Annotated in this window: 16 protein-coding genes; 11 read left to right on the forward strand and 5 right to left on the reverse strand. The window is 52.4% G+C overall.

Going from position 1 to position 22,898, the window contains the following annotated elements:
* Window positions 1-117: 117 nt before the first annotated feature.
* The 3 genes from ldtD to J4645_RS03480 all read left to right on the forward strand — a co-directional run bounded on the left by ldtD (window position 118) and on the right by J4645_RS03480 (window position 3,449).
* Window positions 118-1,965, forward strand: coding sequence for a L,D-transpeptidase (ldtD, locus tag J4645_RS03470; RefSeq protein WP_023215057.1), 1,848 nt, complete (start codon window positions 118-120; stop codon window positions 1,963-1,965).
* A gap of 260 nt (window positions 1,966-2,225) precedes the next feature.
* Entirely contained in the window at window positions 2,226-2,774 is a 549-nt protein-coding gene (locus J4645_RS03475) for a YcbK family protein (protein ID WP_000357052.1), read from the forward strand.
* A gap of 27 nt (window positions 2,775-2,801) precedes the next feature.
* On the forward strand, window positions 2,802-3,449 hold the full coding sequence (locus J4645_RS03480) for an MBL fold metallo-hydrolase (protein ID WP_001109471.1): 648 nt from the start codon (window positions 2,802-2,804) through the stop codon (window positions 3,447-3,449).
* A 61-nt stretch (window positions 3,450-3,510) separates the two neighbouring features.
* Here the strand turns inward: J4645_RS03480 and aspC are convergent, their stop codons facing one another.
* From aspC to pncB, 4 genes are all read right to left on the reverse strand, one after another.
* Window positions 3,511-4,701 (reverse strand): aspartate transaminase, encoded by a 1,191-nt coding sequence (aspC, locus tag J4645_RS03485; protein ID WP_000462656.1) that lies wholly within the window; start codon window positions 4,699-4,701, stop codon window positions 3,511-3,513.
* Window positions 4,702-4,885: 184 nt separating this feature from the next.
* Entirely contained in the window at window positions 4,886-5,977 is a 1,092-nt protein-coding gene (gene ompF / locus J4645_RS03490) for a porin OmpF (RefSeq protein ID WP_023215055.1), read from the reverse strand.
* Between the two features lie 606 nt (window positions 5,978-6,583).
* Window positions 6,584-7,984: an asparagine--tRNA ligase gene (gene asnS, locus J4645_RS03495; RefSeq protein WP_000117870.1), complete on the reverse strand. Its 1,401-nt coding sequence runs from the start codon at window positions 7,982-7,984 to the stop codon at window positions 6,584-6,586.
* Between the two features lie 168 nt (window positions 7,985-8,152).
* Window positions 8,153-9,355 (reverse strand): nicotinate phosphoribosyltransferase, encoded by a 1,203-nt coding sequence (gene pncB / locus J4645_RS03500; RefSeq protein WP_000191405.1) that lies wholly within the window; start codon window positions 9,353-9,355, stop codon window positions 8,153-8,155.
* Window positions 9,356-9,621: 266 nt separating this feature from the next.
* Between pncB and pepN the strand changes: the two genes are divergently transcribed.
* The 3 genes from pepN to zapC all read left to right on the forward strand — a co-directional run bounded on the left by pepN (window position 9,622) and on the right by zapC (window position 14,160).
* On the forward strand, window positions 9,622-12,234 hold the full coding sequence (pepN, locus tag J4645_RS03505; protein WP_023215054.1) for an aminopeptidase N: 2,613 nt from the start codon (window positions 9,622-9,624) through the stop codon (window positions 12,232-12,234).
* A 207-nt stretch (window positions 12,235-12,441) separates the two neighbouring features.
* Window positions 12,442-13,452 carry a quinone-dependent dihydroorotate dehydrogenase gene (pyrD, locus tag J4645_RS03510; RefSeq protein WP_000291723.1) on the forward strand — a complete coding sequence of 337 codons (1,011 nt, stop codon included), beginning with the start codon at window positions 12,442-12,444 and terminating at the stop codon, window positions 13,450-13,452.
* A gap of 165 nt (window positions 13,453-13,617) precedes the next feature.
* Window positions 13,618-14,160 (forward strand): cell division protein ZapC, encoded by a 543-nt coding sequence (gene zapC, locus J4645_RS03515; protein WP_001220671.1) that lies wholly within the window; start codon window positions 13,618-13,620, stop codon window positions 14,158-14,160.
* On the opposite strand, the gene J4645_RS03520 is transcribed toward zapC, so the two are convergent.
* Window positions 14,157-15,266, reverse strand: a complete 1,110-nt coding sequence (locus J4645_RS03520; RefSeq protein WP_000224062.1) for a YcbX family protein — start codon at window positions 15,264-15,266, stop codon at window positions 14,157-14,159. The two genes, zapC and J4645_RS03520, sit on opposite strands and share 4 nt — an antisense overlap.
* 98 nt (window positions 15,267-15,364) lie before the next feature.
* On the opposite strand from J4645_RS03520, the gene rlmKL reads away from it, so the two are divergent.
* Genes rlmKL through pqiC form a run of 5 tightly spaced genes read left to right on the forward strand, consistent with a single transcriptional unit; the run spans window position 15,365 to window position 22,866 of the window.
* Window positions 15,365-17,473: a bifunctional 23S rRNA (guanine(2069)-N(7))-methyltransferase RlmK/23S rRNA (guanine(2445)-N(2))-methyltransferase RlmL gene (gene rlmKL / locus J4645_RS03525; RefSeq protein ID WP_001086481.1), complete on the forward strand. Its 2,109-nt coding sequence runs from the start codon at window positions 15,365-15,367 to the stop codon at window positions 17,471-17,473.
* A gap of 12 nt (window positions 17,474-17,485) precedes the next feature.
* Window positions 17,486-19,393 carry an ABC transporter ATP-binding protein gene (locus J4645_RS03530; RefSeq protein ID WP_023215390.1) on the forward strand — a complete coding sequence of 636 codons (1,908 nt, stop codon included), beginning with the start codon at window positions 17,486-17,488 and terminating at the stop codon, window positions 19,391-19,393.
* A gap of 14 nt (window positions 19,394-19,407) precedes the next feature.
* Window positions 19,408-20,661: a membrane integrity-associated transporter subunit PqiA gene (pqiA, locus tag J4645_RS03535; protein ID WP_024147082.1), complete on the forward strand. Its 1,254-nt coding sequence runs from the start codon at window positions 19,408-19,410 to the stop codon at window positions 20,659-20,661.
* Between the two features lie 4 nt (window positions 20,662-20,665).
* Entirely contained in the window at window positions 20,666-22,306 is a 1,641-nt protein-coding gene (gene pqiB / locus J4645_RS03540) for an intermembrane transport protein PqiB (RefSeq protein ID WP_000433412.1), read from the forward strand.
* Window positions 22,303-22,866 carry a membrane integrity-associated transporter subunit PqiC gene (gene pqiC, locus J4645_RS03545; protein ID WP_000759136.1) on the forward strand — a complete coding sequence of 188 codons (564 nt, stop codon included), beginning with the start codon at window positions 22,303-22,305 and terminating at the stop codon, window positions 22,864-22,866. Before pqiB ends, pqiC begins: the two co-directional genes overlap by 4 nt.
* Window positions 22,867-22,898: the final 32 nt, after the last annotated feature.

Consider the following 22,898-nt stretch of genomic DNA (forward strand, 5'->3'; position numbering starts at 1 on the left):
AGCCTGACGAGTGAGCAGGCTGACTCGTCATACTAAACAAAAGCATTGGTTGCGGTTGACCCGCGCTGCGGGCAGCACAGTCATGCGGAGTATGATAACGAAAACAGGGGGCAAGGGATGTTGCTTAATAAGATGTGTGGTCGTTGTCTGTCGGCAATCAGTTTATGCCTGGCCGTAACATTCGCTCCACTGTTCAATGCGCAGGCCGATGAGCCTGAAATGATACCTGGCGATAGCGCCGTTGCCGCGACGGATCAGGCTGGGCCGCAGAAGCAATCCGCCGCGACGGCGATTATGGCCGGGATTCAGCCGCTGCCGGAGGGCGTTTCAGCCGAGAAAGTCCGGGCTGATTTACAGTCGCAGCTTCCTTCCGGCTATACGCCGGTCTATATGAGCCAGCTGACATTGCTGTATGCCGCGCGCGACATGAAGCCCATGTGGGATAATCGCGATGCGGTGAAAGCCTTCCAGCAACAGTTGGCGGAGGTGGCGATTGCCGGATTCCAGCCGCAGTTTACCGCCTGGGTGGCATTGTTGACCGATCCCGCCGTAAACGGTATGGCGCGCGATGTTGTGTTGTCAGACGCCATGATGGGCTATCTCCATTTCATTGCGAATATCCCCGTCAAAGGCCAGCGCTGGTTATATAGCAACAAACCTTACGCATTGGCGACGCCGCCAGTCTCGGTGATTAACCAGTGGCAAATCGCGCTGGAAGAGGGGCAGTTGCCGATGTTTGTCGCCAGCCTGGCGCCGCAGCATCCACAGTATGCGCCCATGCATGACGCGCTGCTGAAGCTGGTGGCGGACTCTCGCCCGTGGCCGCAGTTGACCAATACCGCGACGCTGCGCCCGGGGCAATGGAGTAACGATGTGCCTGCGCTGCGCGAAATATTACAGCGTACGGGGATGCTGGATGGCGGTCCAAAGATAGCCTTACCCGGCGATAACACTGCTGATAGCGCCGTCGTCAGCCCCTCCGCCGCGGTAGTCGAAACATCGGTGGCGCAGCCGGTCGACGAACCAACGGCCCGCCGTAGTAAGTCGGCTCCGGCGGCACGCGCCTACGATCGTGAACTGGTCGAGGCGGTAAAGCGTTTTCAGGCATGGCAAGGGCTGGGGGCGGATGGCGTTATTGGCCCGGCGACGCGTAACTGGCTTAATATGACCCCCGCGCAACGCGCAGGCGTACTGGCACTGAATATCCAACGTTTACGCCTGCTGCCGGCGGAACTCTCTACCGGTATTATGGTAAACATTCCCGCTTATTCGCTGGTCTACTATCAGAATGGCAACCAGGTGCTGGCTTCGAGGGTGATCGTCGGGCGTCCTGACCGTAAAACGCCGATGATGAGCAGCGCGCTGAATAATGTGGTGGTGAACCCGCCGTGGAACGTTCCGCCCACGCTTGCGCGTAAAGACATTTTACCGAAGGTGTGGAATGACCCAGGCTATCTGGAGCGCCATGGCTACACCGTGATGCGCGGCTGGAACAGCAAAGAAGCGATCGATCCGTGGCAGGTTGACTGGGCCACCATTACGCCATCGAATCTTCCGTTCCGTTTCCAGCAGGCGCCAGGCGCGCACAATTCGCTGGGGCGTTATAAATTTAATATGCCGAGTTCAGATGCTATCTATCTGCACGATACGCCCAACCATAATCTCTTTCAGCGTGACGCCAGGGCGTTAAGTTCCGGCTGCGTGCGGGTCAATAAGGCCTCTGAACTGGCGAATATGCTCTTGCAGGATGCTGGCTGGAACGATGCGCGGATCTCAGGCGCCCTGAAGCAAGGCGACACGCGGTATGTCAATATCCGGCAGAACATTCCAGTAAATCTTTACTATCTGACCGCGTTTGTCGGCGCAGATGGACGTATGCAATATCGTACAGATATTTACAATTACGATCTCACAGCGCGATCCAGCGCACAAATTGTGCCAAAGGTTGAACAATTAATCAGGTAAATGAAGAAGTTCTGGTAAATATGTTGTCCTAATGTTTGGCTTCAACGGGGCGTTTCGCTGTAGACCCCCCGTTGTGGCTGGGGGAGGGCCATCTTGACGCGGGCTTTATCGGCAGTTAAGGTGCCTTTCGTGCGCCAGAAGTGCATATACAACAACCTTTAAGTCGACCGGGCCGTTCAGAAGTCTGTGCCAGCCGGTATCATGTCTGCTTAAAGGTAGAAGTGTATTAACGATAACATTGACCTGTAGACCTGATTATCATGGACAAATTTGACGCTAATCGCCGCAAGCTGCTGGCGCTTGGTGGTGTCGCTCTCGGCGCCGCCATCCTGCCCGCGCCAGCGTTTGCCACACTCTCGACCCCACGCCCGCGCATTTTGACGTTAAACAATCTCCATACCGGAGAGTCAATCAAGGCGGAGTTTTTCGATGGAAGAGCCTACATTCAGGATGAATTAGCAAAGTTAAACCATTTTTTCCGTGACTATCGCGCGAATAAAGTCCGATCAATCGATCCCCGCCTGTTTGACCAACTTTACCGACTTCAGGGGCTGTTAGGGACGCGTAAACCTGTGCAGCTCATCTCGGGCTACCGTTCTCTTGATACCAATAATGAATTACGCGCCCGTAGCAGCGGCGTAGCGAAAAAAAGCTACCATACAAAAGGGCAGGCGATGGATTTTCATATTGAGGGCGTGGCGCTGAGCAATATTCGCAAAGCGGCGTTATCTATGCGCGCAGGTGGTGTAGGATATTACCCACGTAGTAACTTTGTGCATATTGATACCGGGCCGGCGCGGCACTGGTAATCAGCGAGGCTTAATCAAAGGAGCAGTATGAACTATCGTATTATTCCGGTCACCGCGTTCTCCCAGAACTGTTCATTAATCTGGTGCGAACAAACCCGGCTGGCGGCGCTGGTCGATCCGGGCGGCGACGCGGAAAAAATTAAACAGGAAGTGGACGCCAGCGGCGTGACGTTGATGCAAATTTTACTCACGCATGGGCATCTCGATCATGTCGGCGCGGCGAGTGAACTGGCGCAGCATTACGGCGTTCCTGTTATCGGTCCGGAAAAAGAAGATGAGTTCTGGCTGCAAGGACTGCCGGCGCAAAGCCGCATGTTTGGTCTGGATGAGTGTCAGCCGCTGACGCCTGATCGCTGGTTGAACGACGGCGATCGCGTCAGCGTAGGGAATGTGACGTTACAGGTGTTACATTGTCCGGGACACACGCCGGGACACGTGGTTTTCTTTGATGAACAGTCGCAACTGCTGATCTCCGGCGATGTGATTTTCAAAGGTGGCGTCGGGCGCAGCGATTTTCCTCGCGGCGATCATACCCAGTTGATTGACGCCATTAAGCGTAAATTGTTGCCGCTTGGCGATGATGTGACCTTTATTCCTGGCCACGGCCCGCTCTCTACGCTCGGGTACGAGCGGCTGCATAATCCCTTCTTGCAAGATGAGATGCCGGTCTGGTAAGCAGAATGAAAAAGCCTGCAATGTGCAGGCTTTTTTATCGGTCACGCCAGTCGGCAGCTTTTTACAGTACCGCGACAATGGCTTCGCACAGCGGCGCCATATTATCCGGGGTCATGCCCGCCACGTTCACGCGACCAGAAGCCACGGCATAAACGCCAAACTCTTCACGCAGACGCAGCACCTGCTCTTTGGTCAGTCCGCTGAATGAGAACATCCCGTTCTGCTTGATAATAAAGCTGAAGTCACGGTTCGCGCCTTTTTCCTGCAAGGTATTCACGAACAGTTGACGCATACGCTGGATACGCTGGCGCATGTCCGTCAGTTCCTGTTCCCAGATAGCGCGCAGGGCGTCATTACTCAGGATAGTCGCGACGATGGACGCGCCGTGCGCTGGTGGGTTGGAGTAGTTAGCGCGAATGGCGGATTTCATCTGGCTAAAAGCGCGATCCACGGTTTCCACATCGGCAGCCACGAGGGTGCAGGCACCGACGCGTTCATTATATAAGCCGAAGTTTTTGGAGTAGGAGCTGGCGACAATAAGCTCTTTATGCAGCGCGGCAAAGGCGCGCAGACCTTCCGCATCTTCTTCCAGGCCGCGGGCAAAGCCCTGGTAAGCGAAATCGAATAGCGGCAGCCACCCTTTTTCAACGGAAAGCTCAGCCAGAACCTGCCACTGTTCCAGAGTAGGGTCAATGCCGGTTGGGTTATGACAGCAACCGTGGAACAGAACCACATCGCCGGCCTGTGCTTCGCTCAGGCTGGCTTGTAGCGCTTCAAAATCCAGCGTGTGATTTTCCGCATCGTAGTAAGCGTACTCCCGAACTTCCAGGCCGGCAGCGTTAAACACGCTCTTGTGGTTCGGCCAGCTGGGGTTGCTCACCCACACCCGTTTTACCGGAGTATTTTTTGCCAAAAAGTCGGCGGCAATGCGTAACGCGCCGGTACCGCCCGGCGTTTGCGCCGTGCGTGCGCGCTTATCGTTAATCAGCGCGCTGCCTTTGCCGAACAGCAGTTCCTGAGTACAGCGAGCAAATTCCGGAATCCCGTCAATGCCGAGATAGTTTTTCGTCGTTTCATTTTCCAGTAAATACTGCTCGGCTTTTTTAACGCTGGTGAGCACCGGTGTTTTGCCGGTTTCATCTTTATATACGCCAATGCCAAGGTTAATTTTCCCTGGACGGTCATCGGCGCGAAACAGATCGGCCAGGCCCAAAATTGGGTCGGCAGGAGCGGCGGTTATGTTCTCAAACATGACGAGGTTCCATTATAGTTACAGAAGGGAAATCCGCTATCAGGTTAACGGCAGATTTACAAAATGCCAACCGTTAGCGCTAAAAAGCCCGCCTGTTTTTGAAAGACGCACATTTTCTCTAAGAAAGATAAAAAAACAGGACCGAAGTCCTGTTTTTGAGGCATAAAACAAAGGGGTCTGCTGATCAGAACTGGTAAGTAATACCGACAGCCGCCTGATCGTCGGTGCCAACGTAGCTGGAGCTATAGTCGTTTTCGTCCAGCAGGTTGAAACGGTAGTCAACCCATACGTTCATGTTTTTGTTGAAGTAGTAAGTCGCGCCCGCCTGAATATATTTCGCCAGATCGGCCGAGCCGTCGGCGCCGTTCAACTGCTTACCTTTACTCTGCACATACGAGATTGCCGGACGCAGGCCGAAGTCAAACTGGTACTGAGCGACCACTTCCAGGTTCTGCGTTTTGTTTGCCATTTCCACGGTATCGGTAACCGTATTTTCAACAATGCTCATATTGCGGGTTTCAGCATATACGGCAGCCAGGTAGATGTTGTTTGCATCATATTTCGCGCCAACGGCCCACGATTCTGCGCGATCGCCATTACCATCGCGATCCTGCTGATCGTTAGTACGCTTGCTGTTGCTGTATGCTGCGGTGACGCCAAAGCCGTCGAACTCATATGCCATGGTGTAACCTACGCCATCGCCATTCTGAGAGTTAATGCTGTGGTTGTCCTGATTTTTACCCTGATACTGGATACCGAAAGAGAGACCGTCCACCAGACCAAAGAAGTCAGAGTTACGGTAGGTCAACAAACCGCCAGCACGGCTGGTCATGTAGTTATCGGTATAGGCGCCGCCCCAGGTTTCGCCGGAGAAGTAGGGGGCCATATCGGTATAGGATTCAACATCGTAAACGATACCGTAGTTACGACCATAATCGATTGAACCCACTTCCGCGTATTTCAAACCCGCGAAAGCCAGACGGACCAGATTCGAGTTCTGCTGTTCGCCTTCAGCGCGGTCTGCTTTAGTACGGTATTCCCACTGACCGAAACCGGTCAGATCGGTGTTAATCTGCGTTTCCCCTTTAAAACCAATCTGGGCATAAGTCTGGTCGGCATTTTTGCTATCGCCGGTCGTTGTCCATACGTGACGACCCACGGCTTTACCGTACAGATCCAGCTTATTACCATCTTTATTATAAATTTCTGCTGCGTTTGCGGTTGCAGCAGCCAGCAGGGCAGGGATCACCGCTGCCAGGATTTTGCGCTTCATCATTATTTATTACCCTCATTGGTTTTTTTATATGACACCTGCCACTGCCGTCAATAAATTCCGTCAATAAAACTTTACAGAAATATTGATGAGAGTTTGGTGTCTTTATGTGTCTGACAGGCATCTTTCCATTCAAACTAACGTTTCGCTACCGTGAAAGTGATACAAATATAAAGATTTAGTTTCAAAAGGAAAAAATATGTAAACAAATGTTATTTTTTCGGAACTTTGTGAACAACGTCAAACTTCCCCTGAGTTCTCGCTTTGATTTGATCGTTTTTATTTTATCGCTATGATTTTATTGCGTTTATTTGTTTGCAACACCGTTGTGCCTGAAAAAGCAGCAGACGAGCTATTTCACAAAAATAGCCATTTAGAAGTCTTAATGTCCGAAATTGTGGTGAAAAATTGTGCTATTAGAGCAGAAAAATCTAATCCGCAATAAAATTAAGGATTAATTTTTATGTGTAAATATTTTCGTGAAATATACAGTAACAAGATGTGGTAATTCAGAGGGTTGTAATTAAATTTATTTACTTATTGATAATAAAACTGACATTCAGGCGAAAAAAAAGGCCAGCATAGCTGGCCTTGAGTGTGACGTAAAAATCAGAAGCTGGCGTTGCGTGGGGTCCGTGGGAACGGAATAACATCGCGCACGTTTTGCACACCCGTGACGTAAGCGATAAGGCGTTCAAAGCCCAGGCCAAAGCCGGAATGCGGTACAGTACCGTAGCGACGCAAGTCGCGATACCACCAGTAATCTTCTTTATTCAGCCCCATTTCGGCCATACGGGCATCCAGCACATCCAGACGCTCTTCACGCTGGGAACCACCGATGATTTCGCCGATTCCCGGCGCCAGCACATCCATGGCCGCCACGGTTTTGCCATCTTCGTTAAGGCGCATGTAAAACGCTTTAATTTCCTTCGGATAGTTTTTCACCACTACCGGCGCTTTGAAATGCTCTTCCGCCAGATAGCGTTCGTGTTCGGAAGAGAGGTCGACGCCCCAGAACACCGGATTTTCAAATGTCTTACCACAGCGTTCCAGAATGGCGACCGCATCGGTGTAATCCACCTGAGCGAAGTCGGTAGAGACAAAACGCTCCAGACGAGCGATAGCGTCTTTATCCACGCGTTCGGCAAAGAACTTCATGTCATCCGCACGCTCTTCCAGAACCGCGTTGAAGACATATTTCAGCATGGCTTCCGCCAGACGGGCGTTGTCTTCCAGATCGGCGAACGCCACTTCCGGCTCCAGCATCCAGAACTCCGCCAGGTGACGGCTGGTGTTGGAATTTTCCGCGCGGAAGGTCGGCCCAAAAGTATAGATTTTGGACAGCGCACAGGCATACGTTTCACCGTTGAGCTGGCCGGAAACGGTCAGGAATGATTCTTTGCCAAAAAAGTCTTTGTCAAAATCTACCCTGCCCTGGTCGTTACGCGGCAGGTTTTCCAGATCCAACGTTGAGACGCGGAACATTTCACCAGCGCCTTCGGTATCGGAAGCGGTAATCAGCGGGGTAGAGACCCAAAAGAAACCCTGCTCATCGAAGAAGCGATGCAGCGCCTGCGCCAGAGTATGGCGGACGCGCGCTACCGCGCCAATCAGGTTAGTGCGCGGGCGCAGATGCGCGACCTCACGCAGATACTCAATGCTATGGCGTTTTGCCGCCATCGGGTAGGTATCCGGATCTTCCACCCAGCCTGCGACCTCTACTTTCGTAGCCTGGATTTCGAAACTTTGCCCCTGTCCCGGCGACGCGACAACCTTACCTGTTACTACCACGGAGCAGCCTGTCGTCAGGTGTAATACTTCTTCATTATAATTGGGCAGAGAATTATTAATGACAGCCTGTACAGGATCAAAGCAGGAGCCGTCATAAACGGCGAGGAAGGAGATGCCAGCTTTTGAATCTCGGCGGGTACGCACCCATCCGCGCACGGTGACTTCTTGGTCAACGGCTACACGGCCCTGGAGTACGTCGGCTACAGGCACAACGCTCATAATATTCTCTCTGTTAATAGTCGGAAAAAATAAACACTTGTCCACCCGAAATGGGGGTATTCCTATGTTACCTGGCATCTGCAATCAGACAAGTAGAAATCGCAGCTGAAGTGAAAGATTTCGGAAATAAACCTGAAAAAGGAGCCCAGGCAGGCTCCCTGGAAAGAATTAACTAGCTTTGCGGATCTGCGGGAGATCAAAGGCTTTACGCAGCGCGCGTACAAACGCTTTATCATGACAGATCGTTTTACCGGGGCTGTCGGAAAGTTTAGCCACCGGCTTTCCGTTACACTCCACAAGCTTGATCACGATATTGAGCGGTTTTACCTGAGGGATATCGCAGGTCAGGCGGGTACCGATGCCGAAGCTTAACTGCACGCGAGAGGCGAAATGGCGATAGAGCTCGACCGCCTTTTGCAGATCAAGGTTATCTGAAAAGACCAGCGTTTTTGTCAGCGGATCAATCCCCAGCTTTTCATAATGGGCAATCGCCTTTTCGCCCCATGCGACAGGGTCTCCTGAGTCGTGGCGTAACCCCTGATAACGGCTGGCGAACTCAATGCCGAAATCGCGTAAAAACGCATCCATTGTAATGCAATCTGTCAATGCGATACCAAGCTGGTCCGGATATTCGTTAAGCCAGGCGGCCAACGCGGCACGCTGGCTGGTCGCCAGGTCCGGACTGATTTGTTGATGCGCCTGGAACCATTCGTGCGCCTGAGTGCCCATCGGCGTCAGCGCCAGGCGACGCGCGAGATCATAGTTGCTGGTGCCGACGAACCATGACTCCTGCTGGAGACGTTTAACTATCGCCTGCTGCACTTCACGAGAGAAACGGCGGCGGGTGCCGAAGTCCATCAGGTGGAAGCGGGACATATCGAGATTGGCGGTTAACGCAGTGAAATCAACCAGCTTACTTTCCAGCGCGTCGAGCGCCTGATCAACGCCCGCGTTTGGCGAGCGGTAGTGATGAACCAGCTCACTGATCACAGCCAGCAGCGGCACTTCCCACATAATGACTTCACGCCACGGGCCGGTTAAGCGAATATTCAGCTTGCCGTTATCGTTGGTGACACAGACTTGAGCTGGGTTATAGCGAAACTCGCGTAACCAGTTCAGATAATCCGGTTTAAAAAAGGGCAGGCCGGAGAGCCATTGGAACTCGTCCTCCTGGAGGCGCAGGTGCTGCATCGCGTCCACCTGCTCGCGAATAGCATCGGCATAAATACCCAGCAGGTCGTCGCCACGGCAACGAAACTCAGCCGCTACCTGCACATCATAGTAGTGGTGAAAAACGGCTTGCTGCATATGCAACTTATAAGCATCTGTATCCAGCAACGAGTGCAGAACAGGAGAAGCGAATTGTGTCATAGGTGCGCTGTTGCGTCCTCTCACGGGAGCGTTTAGTACAATAAACAACTAAGAAAACCGCTGGAGTATACCTTGTTTAGCGATTTATTGAACCCCGATCACACCATAAGCTGTCTTTAGGGTCGAGCGCATTTCGTGCCCCCTGTTATAAAAATGTAGCAAAGAGGCCGTTTGTGCCTGAAAAGATGAACATTCTGCGTAGCGCGATTTGCGCAACAGGAATAGACTGGAGTCGACACTCTACACAAAGATGCGAAAGGTTTTTTATGACACAACAGCCACAAGCCAAATACCGCCATGACTATCGCGCGCCGGATTACCAGATTACTGATATTGACTTGACCTTTGACCTCGATGCCGAAAAAACCGTGGTCACCGCAATAAGCCGGGCTGTTCGTCATGGCGCGCCTGATGCGCCTCTTCGCCTTGATGGGGAAGATTTAACGCTGGTATCTATCCACGTCAACGATGCGCCGTGGACAGCATATAAAGAAGAAGAGGGCGCGCTTATCATCAGCGACCTGCCAGAGCGTTTTACGTTACGCATTGTCAACGAGGTAAGTCCGGCGGCGAATACGGCGCTGGAAGGATTGTACCAGTCCGGCGATGCGCTCTGTACCCAGTGTGAAGCGGAGGGCTTCCGCCATATTACCTGGTATCTTGACCGCCCGGACGTACTGGCGCGATTTACCACCAAAATTATTGCCGATAAAAGCAAATATCCCTTCCTGCTCTCCAATGGCAACCGTGTTGCGCAGGGCGAACTGGAGAATGGCCGTCACTGGGTTCAGTGGCAAGATCCGTTCCCGAAACCGTGTTATCTGTTTGCGCTGGTGGCCGGTGATTTTGACGTGCTGCGCGATACCTTTACCACCCGCTCCGGGCGTGAAGTCGCGTTAGAACTGTACGTTGACCGTGGCAATCTGGATCGCGCGCCGTGGGCAATGACCTCGCTGAAAAATTCCATGAAATGGGATGAAACGCGTTTTGGGCTCGAATATGACCTCGACATCTATATGATTGTCGCGGTGGATTTCTTTAATATGGGCGCGATGGAGAATAAAGGTCTCAATATCTTTAACTCCAAATACGTGCTGGCGCGAACCGATACCGCGACGGATAAAGATTATCTCGATATTGAGCGCGTGATAGGTCATGAGTATTTCCACAACTGGACCGGCAACCGCGTCACCTGCCGCGACTGGTTCCAGTTGAGCCTGAAAGAGGGGCTAACCGTGTTCCGCGATCAGGAGTTTAGCTCTGATTTGGGGTCACGCGCGGTGAACCGCATCAGTAACGTGCGTACCATGCGCGGTTTACAATTCGCGGAAGACGCCAGCCCGATGGCGCATCCTATCCGCCCGGATAAAGTAATCGAAATGAATAACTTCTACACCCTCACCGTTTATGAAAAGGGTGCGGAAGTCATTCGCATGATCCACACGTTGCTGGGTGAGGAAAATTTCCAGAAGGGGATGCAGCTTTATTTTGAGCGCCATGACGGCAGCGCCGCGACGTGTGATGACTTCGTACAGGCGATGGAAGATGCTTCTAATGTCGATTTGTCCCATTTCCGCCGCTGGTACAGTCAGTCCGGCACGCCGATTGTAACGGTAAAAGATGATTATAATCCGGAAACCGAGCAGTACACGTTGACCATCAGCCAGCGTACTCCGGCGACGGCGGATCAGGCGGAGAAGCAGCCGCTGCATATTCCATTCGCCATTGAACTGTACGATAACGAAGGCAACGTCATTCCGTTGCAAAAAGGCGGTCACCCGGTCAATGCCGTGCTGAACGTCACGCAGGCGGAGCAGACATTTACCTTCGATAATGTCTACTTCCAGCCTGTTCCGGCCTTGCTGTGCGAGTTTTCAGCGCCGGTGAAACTGGAATATAAATGGAGCGATCAGCAGTTGACGTTCCTGATGCGCCATGCGCGCAATGATTTCTCCCGTTGGGATGCGGCGCAAAGCCTGCTGGCCACATACATTAAACTGAATGTGGCGCGTCATCAGCAGGGGCAACCGCTATCGCTTCCGGTGCATGTCGCTGATGCGTTCCGTGCAGTACTGTTGGATGAGAAAATCGATCCGGCGTTGGCCGCAGAAATTTTAACGCTGCCTTCGGCCAATGAAATTGCGGAGCTGTTTGAGGTCATTGACCCGATCGCCATTGCGCAAGTTCGTGAAGCGCTAACGCGTACGCTGGCGGCAGAACTGGCGGATGAGTTCCTGGCTATCTATAACGCCAATCATCTGGATGAGTATCGTGTTGATCACGGCGATATCGGTAAGCGCACGCTGCGCAATGCTTGCCTGCGCTTCCTGGCGTTTGGTGAGACGGAGCTGGCTAATACGCTGGTCAGCAAACAGTATCGCGACGCCAATAATATGACCGATGCGCTGGCGGCCCTGTCTGCTGCGGTGGCGGCGCAGTTGCCGTGCCGCGATATGCTGATGCAGGAGTATGACGATAAGTGGCATCAGGACGGCCTGGTGATGGATAAATGGTTTATCCTGCAATCCACAAGCCCGGCGGAAAATGTACTGGAAACCGTACGCGGCCTGCTCAAACACCGTTCTTTCAGTATGAGCAACCCGAACCGCATCCGTTCATTAATTGGCGCATTTGCTGGCAGCAACCCGGCGGCGTTCCATGCGCAAGACGGTAGCGGATACCAGTTCCTGGTCGAGATGCTGACCGATCTGAATAGCCGTAACCCGCAGGTAGCATCTCGCCTCATTGAACCGCTGATTCGTCTGAAACGTTATGATGATAAGCGTCAGGAGAAAATGCGCGCGGCGCTGGAGCAGTTAAAAGGACTGGAGAATCTTTCCGGCGATCTGTACGAGAAGATAACTAAAGCGTTAGCCTGACAGTATCTGCTATAAAGAGGTAAGACATGCCCGGTAAGCGTTAGCGCTGCCGGGCATTTTTTTGCCGGACGATGACGCTCGCTGGCGAAACGTGAAGTGAGAATGAAGGAAAACGATTGCTATTTATTGCCGTAGGTCAATTCCCTTTTGCTTTGTTATCGCCCATAATACGCCCCCGGTTTGCACACCGGGAATCCAGGAGAGTTCATGTACTATCCCTTCGTTCGTAAAGCCCTTTTCCAGCTCGATCCAGAGCGCGCTCATGAATTTACATTTCAACAATTACGCCGCATTACAGGTACGCCGCTGGAAGCGCTGGTGCGCCAGAAAGTACCGACAAAGCCGGTTACCTGCATGGGACTTACCTTTAAAAATCCACTGGGGCTGGCTGCCGGTCTGGATAAAGACGGGGAGTGCATCGACGCGTTAGGCGCGATGGGGTTTGGCTCCCTGGAAATCGGCACCGTGACGCCGCGCCCACAGCCGGGTAACGATAAGCCGCGTCTTTTTCGTCTGGTGGATGCTGAAGGTCTGATCAATCGGATGGGCTTTAATAATCTGGGCGTCGATAACCTGGTCGAGAATGTTAAAAAAGCCCATTTTGATGGTATTCTGGGAATTAACATCGGTAAAAATAAAGATACGCCTGTCGAAAATGGCAAAGATGACTACCTGATTTGTATGGAAAAAGTCTATGCTTATGCGGGTTATATCGCCATTAATATTTCTTCGCCGAATACGCCAGGGCTACGTACGCTCCAGTATGGCGATGCGCTGGACGATCTGTTAACTGCCATTAAAAATAAGCAAAACGATCTTCAGGCGATCCACCATAAATATGTGCCGGTGGCAGTAAAGATCGCGCCGGATCTTTGTGAAGAAGAATTGATCCAGGTTGCCGATAGCCTGCTTCGTCATAATATTGATGGGGTGATTGCGACAAATACCACCCTCGATCGTTCTCTGGTACAAGGAATGAAAAATTGCCAGCAAACGGGGGGATTAAGTGGCCGGCCATTACAATTAAAAAGCACAGAAATTATTCGCCGTTTATCCCAGGAGTTAAAAGGACAATTGCCTATTATCGGCGTCGGCGGCATTGACTCAGTTATCGCCGCGCGCGAGAAGATAGCGGCAGGAGCTACGCTGGTACAAATTTATTCCGGCTTTATTTTTAAAGGCCCGCCATTGATTAAAGAAATCGTAACGCACATCTAAACTTTACCCTTTATCAGACAACCAGGGCTTTATTTCCGGCGCTGGTTGTTTTATATTTCTCCACTGTTGCTTATTTAGACATTTTAGGCTTTTATTATTGGGGTAATAAACGAAGCGGCGAAAGGACAATGCTGTTACGAGTTGCTTAAAAGCGGGAGAGAGGTAATGCGAATTAAACCTGACGATAACTGGCGCTGGTATTATGATGAAGAGCACGATCGTATGATGCTCGATCTCGCCAATGGTATGCTTTTTCGCTCGCGCTTCTCTCGTAAAATGCTTACGCCGGACGCGTTTTGCCCGACCGGTTTTTGTGTGGATGATGCCGCGCTCTATTTTTCCTTTGAAGAAAAATGCCGGGATTTCGAATTAACTAAAGAGCAACGCGCGGAGCTGGTGTTGAATGCGCTGGTGGCGATTCGCTATCTCAAACCGCAGATGCCAAAAAGCTGGCATTTTGTGGCGCATGGCGAAATGTGGACCCCGGGAACGGGCGATGCCGCAAGCGTCTGGTTAAGCGATACGGCGGAACAGGTTAATTTGCTGGTCGTTGAGCCGGGAGAAAATGCCGCGTTGTGTCTGCTGGCCCAGCCGGGCGTGGTGATAGCAGGCCGAACCATGCAGCTTGGCGATGCGATTAAAATTATGAACGACAGGCTGAAACCGCAGGTTCACTGTCACAGTTTCAGCCTTGAACAAGCGGTTTAATTTTCCAGTCGTAACGCGGTCTTAGGCACGCAGCTACAGCTCAGAATCGTACCATCGTCACCCATAGCCGATTTTTTCAGCGGACTTACTTCGCCTTCCAGCAAACGTATCCGGCAGCAACCACAGATACCTGCCCGGCAAGAATACGGAATACGAATTCCCTGATTCTCCAACTGTTCCAGTAGTACCTGTTGATTATTCCCACAGAAGGTTTGCCCCTGCCAGTCGATGGTTACACTCGCGTCCGGGTGTTTATCTGGCGTAACGCTGTCGTCGACCGTTGTGGCGCCATAAGCTTTTGCCGGGGCTGTCGCCAGAATCTCCACTTCATCGCCGACGCGAATGACGCCGCTATTGCGGGCAATCAGATTCTGACCGAAATCCACATCGCCATTGTCCTGGGCGGTACGAAAAGCTTGCAGTGTCGCCAGCGGTTCTCCGGAAGGATGTTTTTGCCCCTTTTCAGGGCTGACGGTCGTAAAAATACAGCGGCTACAGGGTTTCACGACGTCAAAAATCACATCGCCAATGCGAAGCACTTTCCAGCTATCTTCCTCCCAGGCCGCTACGCCGGAAACCACTAAGTTTGGGCGGAATTGTTCCATTTGTACGCCTGCCGGACAACGCTGTTGCAGATCGCGCAGCGAGGCTTCGTTGGTTAATAAATACGGGTAGCCATCGGCAAATCCCAGCGGCACCGCGTTATGCCGTTTAACCCGGCGCGTCAACTGCGGCCCAACCCAGCGCAACTGGACATCGCGGGAGAAAAAGCCGCTCAACCATTGATTAATCGCCGTCGGGGCGACGCGAGCGGTAAAATGGTTTCCCCAGACCTCGGTCGGCGCATCCTGCGGGGTGAAATCCGTAAAGCGAACCAGCGCGCTACTGCCGTCTGGCGCGGTCAAATGAAGGCCGTCGTGTAAGGGGGAGGGGGTAAAACGTACCATTTGTGGAAACTGGCGGGCGGTGATAAATGTGCCGTCAGGCTCGGTTATCATGAAGATGCGATCAAAAGCCAGGCCGCTGATATCTGCCAGCGCATGAGTCAGACCAATGCCGCGCATGGATTTGACCGGATGAATAAAGAGCCGTGATAACGTCGCCACCGTACAGTCCCTCAAATGAAAATAAGCCTTCAACTTTATGACATGGGCGTGAGATTAGCTATAATGCGCAACAATTTTCTTAGCGTAAAAGTGACAATATGAATTCTCTGTTTGCCAGTACGGCCCGCGGGCTGGAAGAGCTGTTAAAAACTGAACTGGAAAAACTGGGCGCCGTAGGGTGTCAGGTTGTTCAGGGTGGGGTCCATTTTCAGGGCGACACGCGGCTTATTTACCAGAGCCTGATGTGGAGCCGCCTGGCCTCGCGTATTATCCTGCCGATGGGTGAGTGCAAGGTCTACAGCGATCTCGATCTTTACCTCGGCGTTCAGGCGATAAACTGGACAGAGATTTTTAATCCTGGCGCGACGTTTGCGGTGCATTTCAGCGGCCTGAACGACACCATCCGTAATAGCCAGTATGGCGCGATGAAAGTTAAAGACGCGATTGTCGATGCGTTTACGCGGAAAAATCTTCCGCGTCCAAATGTGGACCGCGAATCGCCGGACCTCCGTATTAATGTCTGGCTGAATAAAGAAACTGCCAGCATTGCGCTGGATCTCAGTGGTGATGGCCTGCACCTGCGCGGTTATCGCGATCGCACCGGGCTGGCGCCAATTAAAGAGACGCTGGCGGCAGCGATTGTTATGCGTTCCGGCTGGCAACCAGGTACGCCGCTGCTCGACCCTATGTGTGGTTCGGGGACACTATTGATTGAGGCCGCGATGTGGGCGACCGATCGCGCGCCGGGCCTGCACCGTGGTCACTGGGGATTTAGCGGCTGGGCGCAGCATGACGAGGCTATCTGGCAGGAAGTGAAAGCCGAAGCGCAGACCCGGGCGCGTAAGGGACTGGCGGAGTATTCCTCTCATTTCTACGGTTCCGACAGCGATGCGCGCGTCATTGAGCGGGCGCGCAGCAACGCCCGTCGCGCCGGTATCGGGGAGCTTATCACCTTTGAAGTGAAAGATGTGGCGCAACTGAGTAATCCATTGCCGAAAGGCCCGTATGGTACGGTGATCAGTAACCCGCCTTACGGCGAACGTCTGGACAGCGAACCGGCGCTGATTGCGTTGCACAGCCTGCTGGGCCGTACCATGAAAAATCAGTTTGGCGGCTGGAACCTGTCGCTGTTCAGCGCTTCGCCCGATTTGCTGGGCAGCCTGCAATTACGTGCCGACAAACAGTTTAAAGCCAAGAATGGCCCGCTGGACTGCGTGCAGAAAAACTATCATATTGCGGAAACCACGGCGGACAGTAAACCGGCGACGGTGGCGGAAGATTACGCTAATCGCCTGCGTAAAAATCTTAAAAAGCTGGAGAAATGGGCGCGCCAGGAAGGGATTGAATGCTATCGCTTGTATGATGCCGACCTGCCGGAATATAACGTGGCGGTAGACCGTTACGGCGACTGGGCAGTGATTCAGGAATATGCGCCGCCGAAAACGGTGGATGCGCAAAAAGCGCGGCAACGTCTGTTCGATATTATTGCGGCAACCTTGTCAGTGCTCGGTATTCCGCCGAATAAACTGGTGTTAAAAACCCGTGAACGACAAAAAGGAAAAAACCAGTATCAGAAAATGAGCGAGAAGGGCGAGTTCCTTGAGGTCAGCGAATATAATGCGCGCTTATGGGTAAATCTGACGGATTATCTCGACACCGGTCTGTTCCTCGATCACCGTATTGCCCGCAGAATGCTGGGAGAAATGAGCAAAGGCAAAGATTTCCTGAATCTCTTTTCTTATACCGGCAGCGCCAGCGTACATGCGGGGCTGGGCGGCGCGCGCAGCACCACAACGGTGGATATGTCCCGCACCTATCTGGAGTGGGCCGAACGTAATTTGCGTCTGAACGGACTGAGTGGCCGCGCGCATCGCCTGATTCAGGCCGACTGCCTGGGCTGGCTGCGCGAGGCGAATGAACAGTTCGATTTGATCTTTATCGATCCGCCAACGTTCTCTAACTCAAAACGTATGGAAGAGTCGTTTGATGTTCAGCGCGATCATGTTGCGTTAATGAAAGATTTAAAACGCCTGCTGCGTAAAGGCGGCACCATCATGTTCTCAAATAATAAGCGCGGATTCCGTATGGATCTGGAAGGGCTGGCTGAGCTGGGGCTTACCGCACAAGAAATTACGCAAAAAACGCTTTCCCCGGATTTTGCCCGTAACCGTCAGATTCATAACTGTTGGCTGATCCGCGCCGCCTGAAAGGAAAAGTAAATGTCATTAATCAGTATGCATGGCGCATGGCTGTCGTTCAGCGACGCGCCGCTTCTCGATAACGCAGAGTTGCATATCGAAGATAACGAACGCGTCTGTCTGGTGGGGCGTAACGGCGCCGGGAAATCCACCTTGATGAAGATCCTCAACCGCGAACAGGGTCTGGACGATGGGCGTATTATTTATGAGCAGGATCTGATCGTCGCGCGTCTGCAACAGGACCCGCCCCGTAATATTGCGGGCAGCGTCTATGACTTTGTCGCCGAAGGTATCGAAGAACAAGCGGAATACCTCAAGCGCTATCATGAGATTTCCCGTCTGGTGATGACCGATCCCAGCGAGAAAAACCTCAATGAAATGGCGTGCGTACAGGAACAGCTCGATCATCATAATCTGTGGCAGCTGGAAAACCGTATTAATGAAGTGCTGGCGCAGCTTGGACTCGATCCTAACGCCGCGCTGTCGTCGCTCTCCGGCGGCTGGCTGCGTAAAGCCGCGCTGGGTCGGGCGCTGGTCAGCAATCCGCGCGTATTGTTACTGGATGAACCGACTAACCATCTGGATATCGAAACTATCGACTGGCTGGAAGGGTTTCTGAAAACCTTTAACGGAACGATTATTTTTATCTCTCACGATCGTTCGTTTATTCGCAATATGGCAACCCGCATTGTCGATCTCGATCGTGGCAAACTGGTCACCTATCCGGGAAATTACGATCAATACCTGCTGGAGAAAGAAGAAGCGCTGCGCGTAGAAGAATTACAAAACGCGGAATTTGATCGCAAACTGGCGCAGGAAGAAGTCTGGATTCGCCAGGGTATCAAGGCGCGCCGCACCCGTAATGAAGGGCGCGTGCGGGCGTTAAAAGCGATGCGTCGTGAACGCAGCGAGCGCCGGGAAGTGATGGGCACGGCGAAGATGCAGGTCGAAGAGGCGACGCGCTCCGGTAAAATCGTTTTTGAGATGGAGAATGTCGATTACCAGGTAGAAGGAAAACAACTGGTAAAAGATTTCTCCGCTCAGGTGCAGCGCGGCGACAAGATTGCGTTAATTGGCCCGAACGGCTGCGGTAAAACCACGCTACTGAAACTGATGCTGGGACAGCTTCAGGCTGACAGCGGGCGCATCCACGTAGGAACGAAGCTGGAAGTCGCCTACTTCGATCAGCATCGCGCCGAACTGGATCCGGAAAAAACCGTGATGGATAACCTTGCGGAAGGCAAGCAAGAGGTGATGGTAAACGGTAAGCCGCGCCATGTACTGGGCTATTTGCAGGACTTCCTGTTTCATCCCAAACGGGCGATGACGCCCGTTCGCGCGCTTTCCGGCGGCGAACGTAACCGTCTGCTGCTGGCGCGACTGTTCCTCAAGCCGAGCAATCTTTTAATTCTCGATGAACCAACGAACGATCTTGACGTCGAAACGCTGGAACTATTAGAAGAATTAATTGATGGCTATCAGGGCACGGTACTACTGGTCAGCCACGATCGGCAATTTGTCGATAATACCGTGACGGAATGCTGGATTTTCGAGGGCGGCGGCAAAATCGGACGTTATATCGGCGGCTACCATGATGCGCGTGCGCAGCAAGAGCAGCATCTGGCGACGAAACAGCCGATGGCGAAAAAAAATGAGGAAGTTATTGCCCCTAAAGCAGAAATTGTAAAACGTGGCAGTAGCAAACTAAGCTATAAACTGCAGCGCGAGCTGGAGCTGTTACCCGGTCAGCTTGAAGACCTGGAAGCGAAGCTGGAAGCGCTACAGGCGCAGGTTGCGGATGCGGCCTTTTTTAGCCAACCCCATGAGCAAACGCAAAAAGTTCTGGCCGATTTAAGTCAGGCGGAGCAAGAACTTGAGCAAGCCTTCGAACGTTGGGAGTATCTTGAAGGCCTGAAAAACGGGGCATAACGAAAGGAGCGCCTATGTGTGAACATCACCATGCTGCGAAGCACATATTGTGCCCGCAATGCGACATGCTGGTGGCTTTACCCCGCCTCTCGCATGGGCAAAAAGCAGCATGTCCACGATGCGGCGCAACGTTAACGACCGAGTGGGACTCGCCCCGGCAGCGTCCTACCGCCTATGCGTTAGCGGCACTATTTATGTTGCTGCTTTCTAACCTTTTTCCCTTCGTGAATATGAATGTCGCGGGCGTCACCAGCGAAGTCACGCTTCTGGAAATCCCCGGCGTCATGTTTTCTGAAGATTACGCCAGCCTCGGCACGTTCTTTTTATTATTTGTCCAACTGGTGCCGGCATTTTGCCTGGTGACCATTCTATTACTTGTCAACCGCGCCAATCTGCCGTTGTCGGTAAAAAAAACGCTGGCAAGGATCTTTTTCCTCCTCAAATCGTGGGGAATGGCGGAAATATTTCTCGCCGGGGTGTTGGTCAGTTTTGTTAAGCTGATGGCCTACGGCGATATCGGCATCGGCAGCAGTTTTATTCCCTGGTGCTTATTTTGTCTCGTTCAACTGCGGGCGTTCCAGTGTGTCGATCGCCGCTGGTTGTGGGATGATATCGCCCCGCAGCCTGCACTGGCGCAGCCGTTAACGCCGGGGATTACCGGTATCCGGCAGTCTTTGCGTTCTTGCGCCTGCTGCACGGCGATCCTGCCTGCGGAGAGTCTCGTCTGTCCGCGTTGCCATACGAAAGGCTATGTCCGGCGTAAAAACAGTTTGCAGTGGACGCTGGCGTTATTATTTACCTCGATCATGCTTTATCTGCCCGCCAATATTTTGCCGATTATGATTACCGACTTACTGGGCTCTAAAATGCCGTCGACCATTCTGGCTGGCGTGATTTTGCTGTGGAGCGAGGGGTCTTATCCGGTGGCGGCGGTTATCTTTCTCGCCAGTATTATGGTGCCGACGCTAAAAATGATCGCCATTGCCTGGCTTTGTTGGGATGCGAAAGGCCACGGTAAACGCGACAGTGAACGGATGCATTTTATTTATGAAGTAGTGGAGTTTGTGGGACGCTGGTCAATGATTGATGTCTTTGTCATTGCTGTACTCTCTGCGCTGGTGCGCATGGGAGGGTTAATGAATATTTATCCTGCGATGGGTGCGTTGATGTTTGCTTTAGTCGTCATAATGACAATGTTTTCTGCGATGACCTTTGATCCGCGTCTGTCGTGGGATCGTGAATACGAACCAGGCCATGAGGAGTCCTGATAGCATGGAACCTAAAAAAGGGGAAGCCAAAGTACAAAAGGTGAAAAATTGGTCGCCTGTCTGGATATTCCCGATTGTTACTGCGCTTATCGGAGCCTGGATTCTGTTTTATCACTACAGCCACCAGGGACCGGAAGTTACCTTAATTACCACCAATGCGGAAGGTATTGAAGGCGGAAAAACGACGATCAAAAGTCGCAGCGTGGATGTCGGCGTGGTTGAAAGCGCGACGCTGACTGACGATCTGACCCATGTACAAATCAAAGCGCGGCTTCATTCCGGCATGGAAAAGTTGCTGCATAAAGACTCGGTATTTTGGGTCGTAAAACCGCAGGTGGGGCGTGAAGGCATCAGCGGGCTTGGGACGCTGCTATCAGGCGCGTATATTGAACTACAACCAGGAAGTAAGGGCAGTCAGCCGGAAAGCTATCAGCTTCTTGACTCACCGCCGTTGGCGCCGCCCGATGCCAAAGGTATTCGTGTGATTCTGGACAGCAAAAAGGCCGGTCAGCTCAGTCCTGGCGATCCCGTTCTGTTCCGGGGCTATCGGGTAGGATCCGTTGAAACCAGCTCTTTCGATCCGCAAAAACGGACAATGAGTTATCAGTTGTTCATTAAGGCGCCAAACGATCGATTGGTCACCAGTAATGTCCGATTCTGGAAAGATAGCGGTATCGCTGTGGATCTGACATCGGCGGGAATGCGCGTGGAAATGGGATCGTTGACGACGTTGTTTGGCGGCGGCGTGAGTTTTGATGTGCCGGAAGGACTTGAGCAGGGGCAACCCGTCGCCGAAAAAACGGCGTTTAATCTCTACGACGATCAAAAAAGTATTCAGGATTCGCTGTACACCGATCATATCGATTACCTGATGTTCTTTAAAGATTCGGTGCGCGGATTACAACCTGGCGCGCCGCTGGAGTTCCGCGGTATTCGTCTGGGGACGGTAAGCAAAGTGCCTTTCTTTGCGTCTAAAATGCGCCAGGTATTTAACGATGATTACCGTATTCCTGTGCTGGTGCGCATTGAACCGGAGCGTCTGAAAGCGCAACTGGGAGAAAATGCGGATGTTGCCGCGCATTTGGCGGAGCTGCTTAAGCGCGGTCTGCGTGCATCGCTTAAAACCGGTAACCTGGTGACCGGAGCGCTGTATGTCGATCTGGACTTTTATCCTAAGGAACCGCCGATTACCGGGCTACGCGAATTTGATGGTTATGAAATTATTCCCACCGTCAGCAGCGGCCTGGCGCAAATTCAACAGCGACTGGTGGAAACGTTGGATAAGATCAACAACCTGCCGCTGAATCCGATGATTGAACAAGCGACCAATACGCTGTCTGAAAGCCAGCGTACTATGCGTCGGCTGCAAACCACGCTGGATAATATGAACAAGATTACCTCCAGTCAGTCGATGCAGCAGCTTCCGGCGGATATGCAAACGACGTTACGCGAACTTAACCGCAGTATGCAAGGCTTCCAGCCTGGATCGGCGGCGTATAACAAAATGGTGGCGGATATGCAGCGTCTCGATCAGGTGCTTCGTGAGTTACAACCGGTGTTGAAAACTCTGAACGAGAAGAGCAACGCGCTGGTATTTGAAGCGAAGGATAAAAAAGATCCTGAGCCTAAGAGGGCGAAACAATGAAAAAATGGCTAGTCGTGATAATGGCGTTCTGGCTGGCGTCATGTAGCTCCGGCGGAGAGAATAAAAGCTATTATCAGCTCCCGATAGCGCAAAGCGGTGTGCAAAGCACCGCAAGCCAGGGCAACCGTCTCTTATGGGTAGAGCAGGTTTCCGTACCTGACTATCTGGCAGGTAACGGCGTGGTGTATCAAACCAGTGATGTTCAGTATGTGATTGCCAATAACAATCTGTGGGCCAGCCCGCTGGATCAGCAATTACGTAACACGCTGGTGGCGAATCTTAGCGCCCGGCTTCCTGGCTGGGTCGTCGCTTCCCAGCCGTTGGGAACCACCCAGGATACGTTAAACGTTACCGTAACCGGATTCCATGGACGCTACGATGGTAAGGTCATCGTCAGCGGGGAGTGGTTATTAAACCACAATGGACAGCTGATTAAGCGGCCTTTCCATATCGAAGCCAGTCAGCAGAAAGATGGCTATGATGAGATGGTCAAAGTACTGGCAAGCGCATGGAGTCAGGAAGCAGCCGCTATCGCAGATGAGATAAAGCGCCTTCCCTGAGATAAAAGTAATGTAAATTTAACCGCTTCAGG

Origin of the sequence: Salmonella sp. 32082101201600294FB01SM01, from assembly GCF_017572865.1 — a bacterium.
Lineage (GTDB): Bacteria > Pseudomonadota > Gammaproteobacteria > Enterobacterales > Enterobacteriaceae > Salmonella > Salmonella enterica.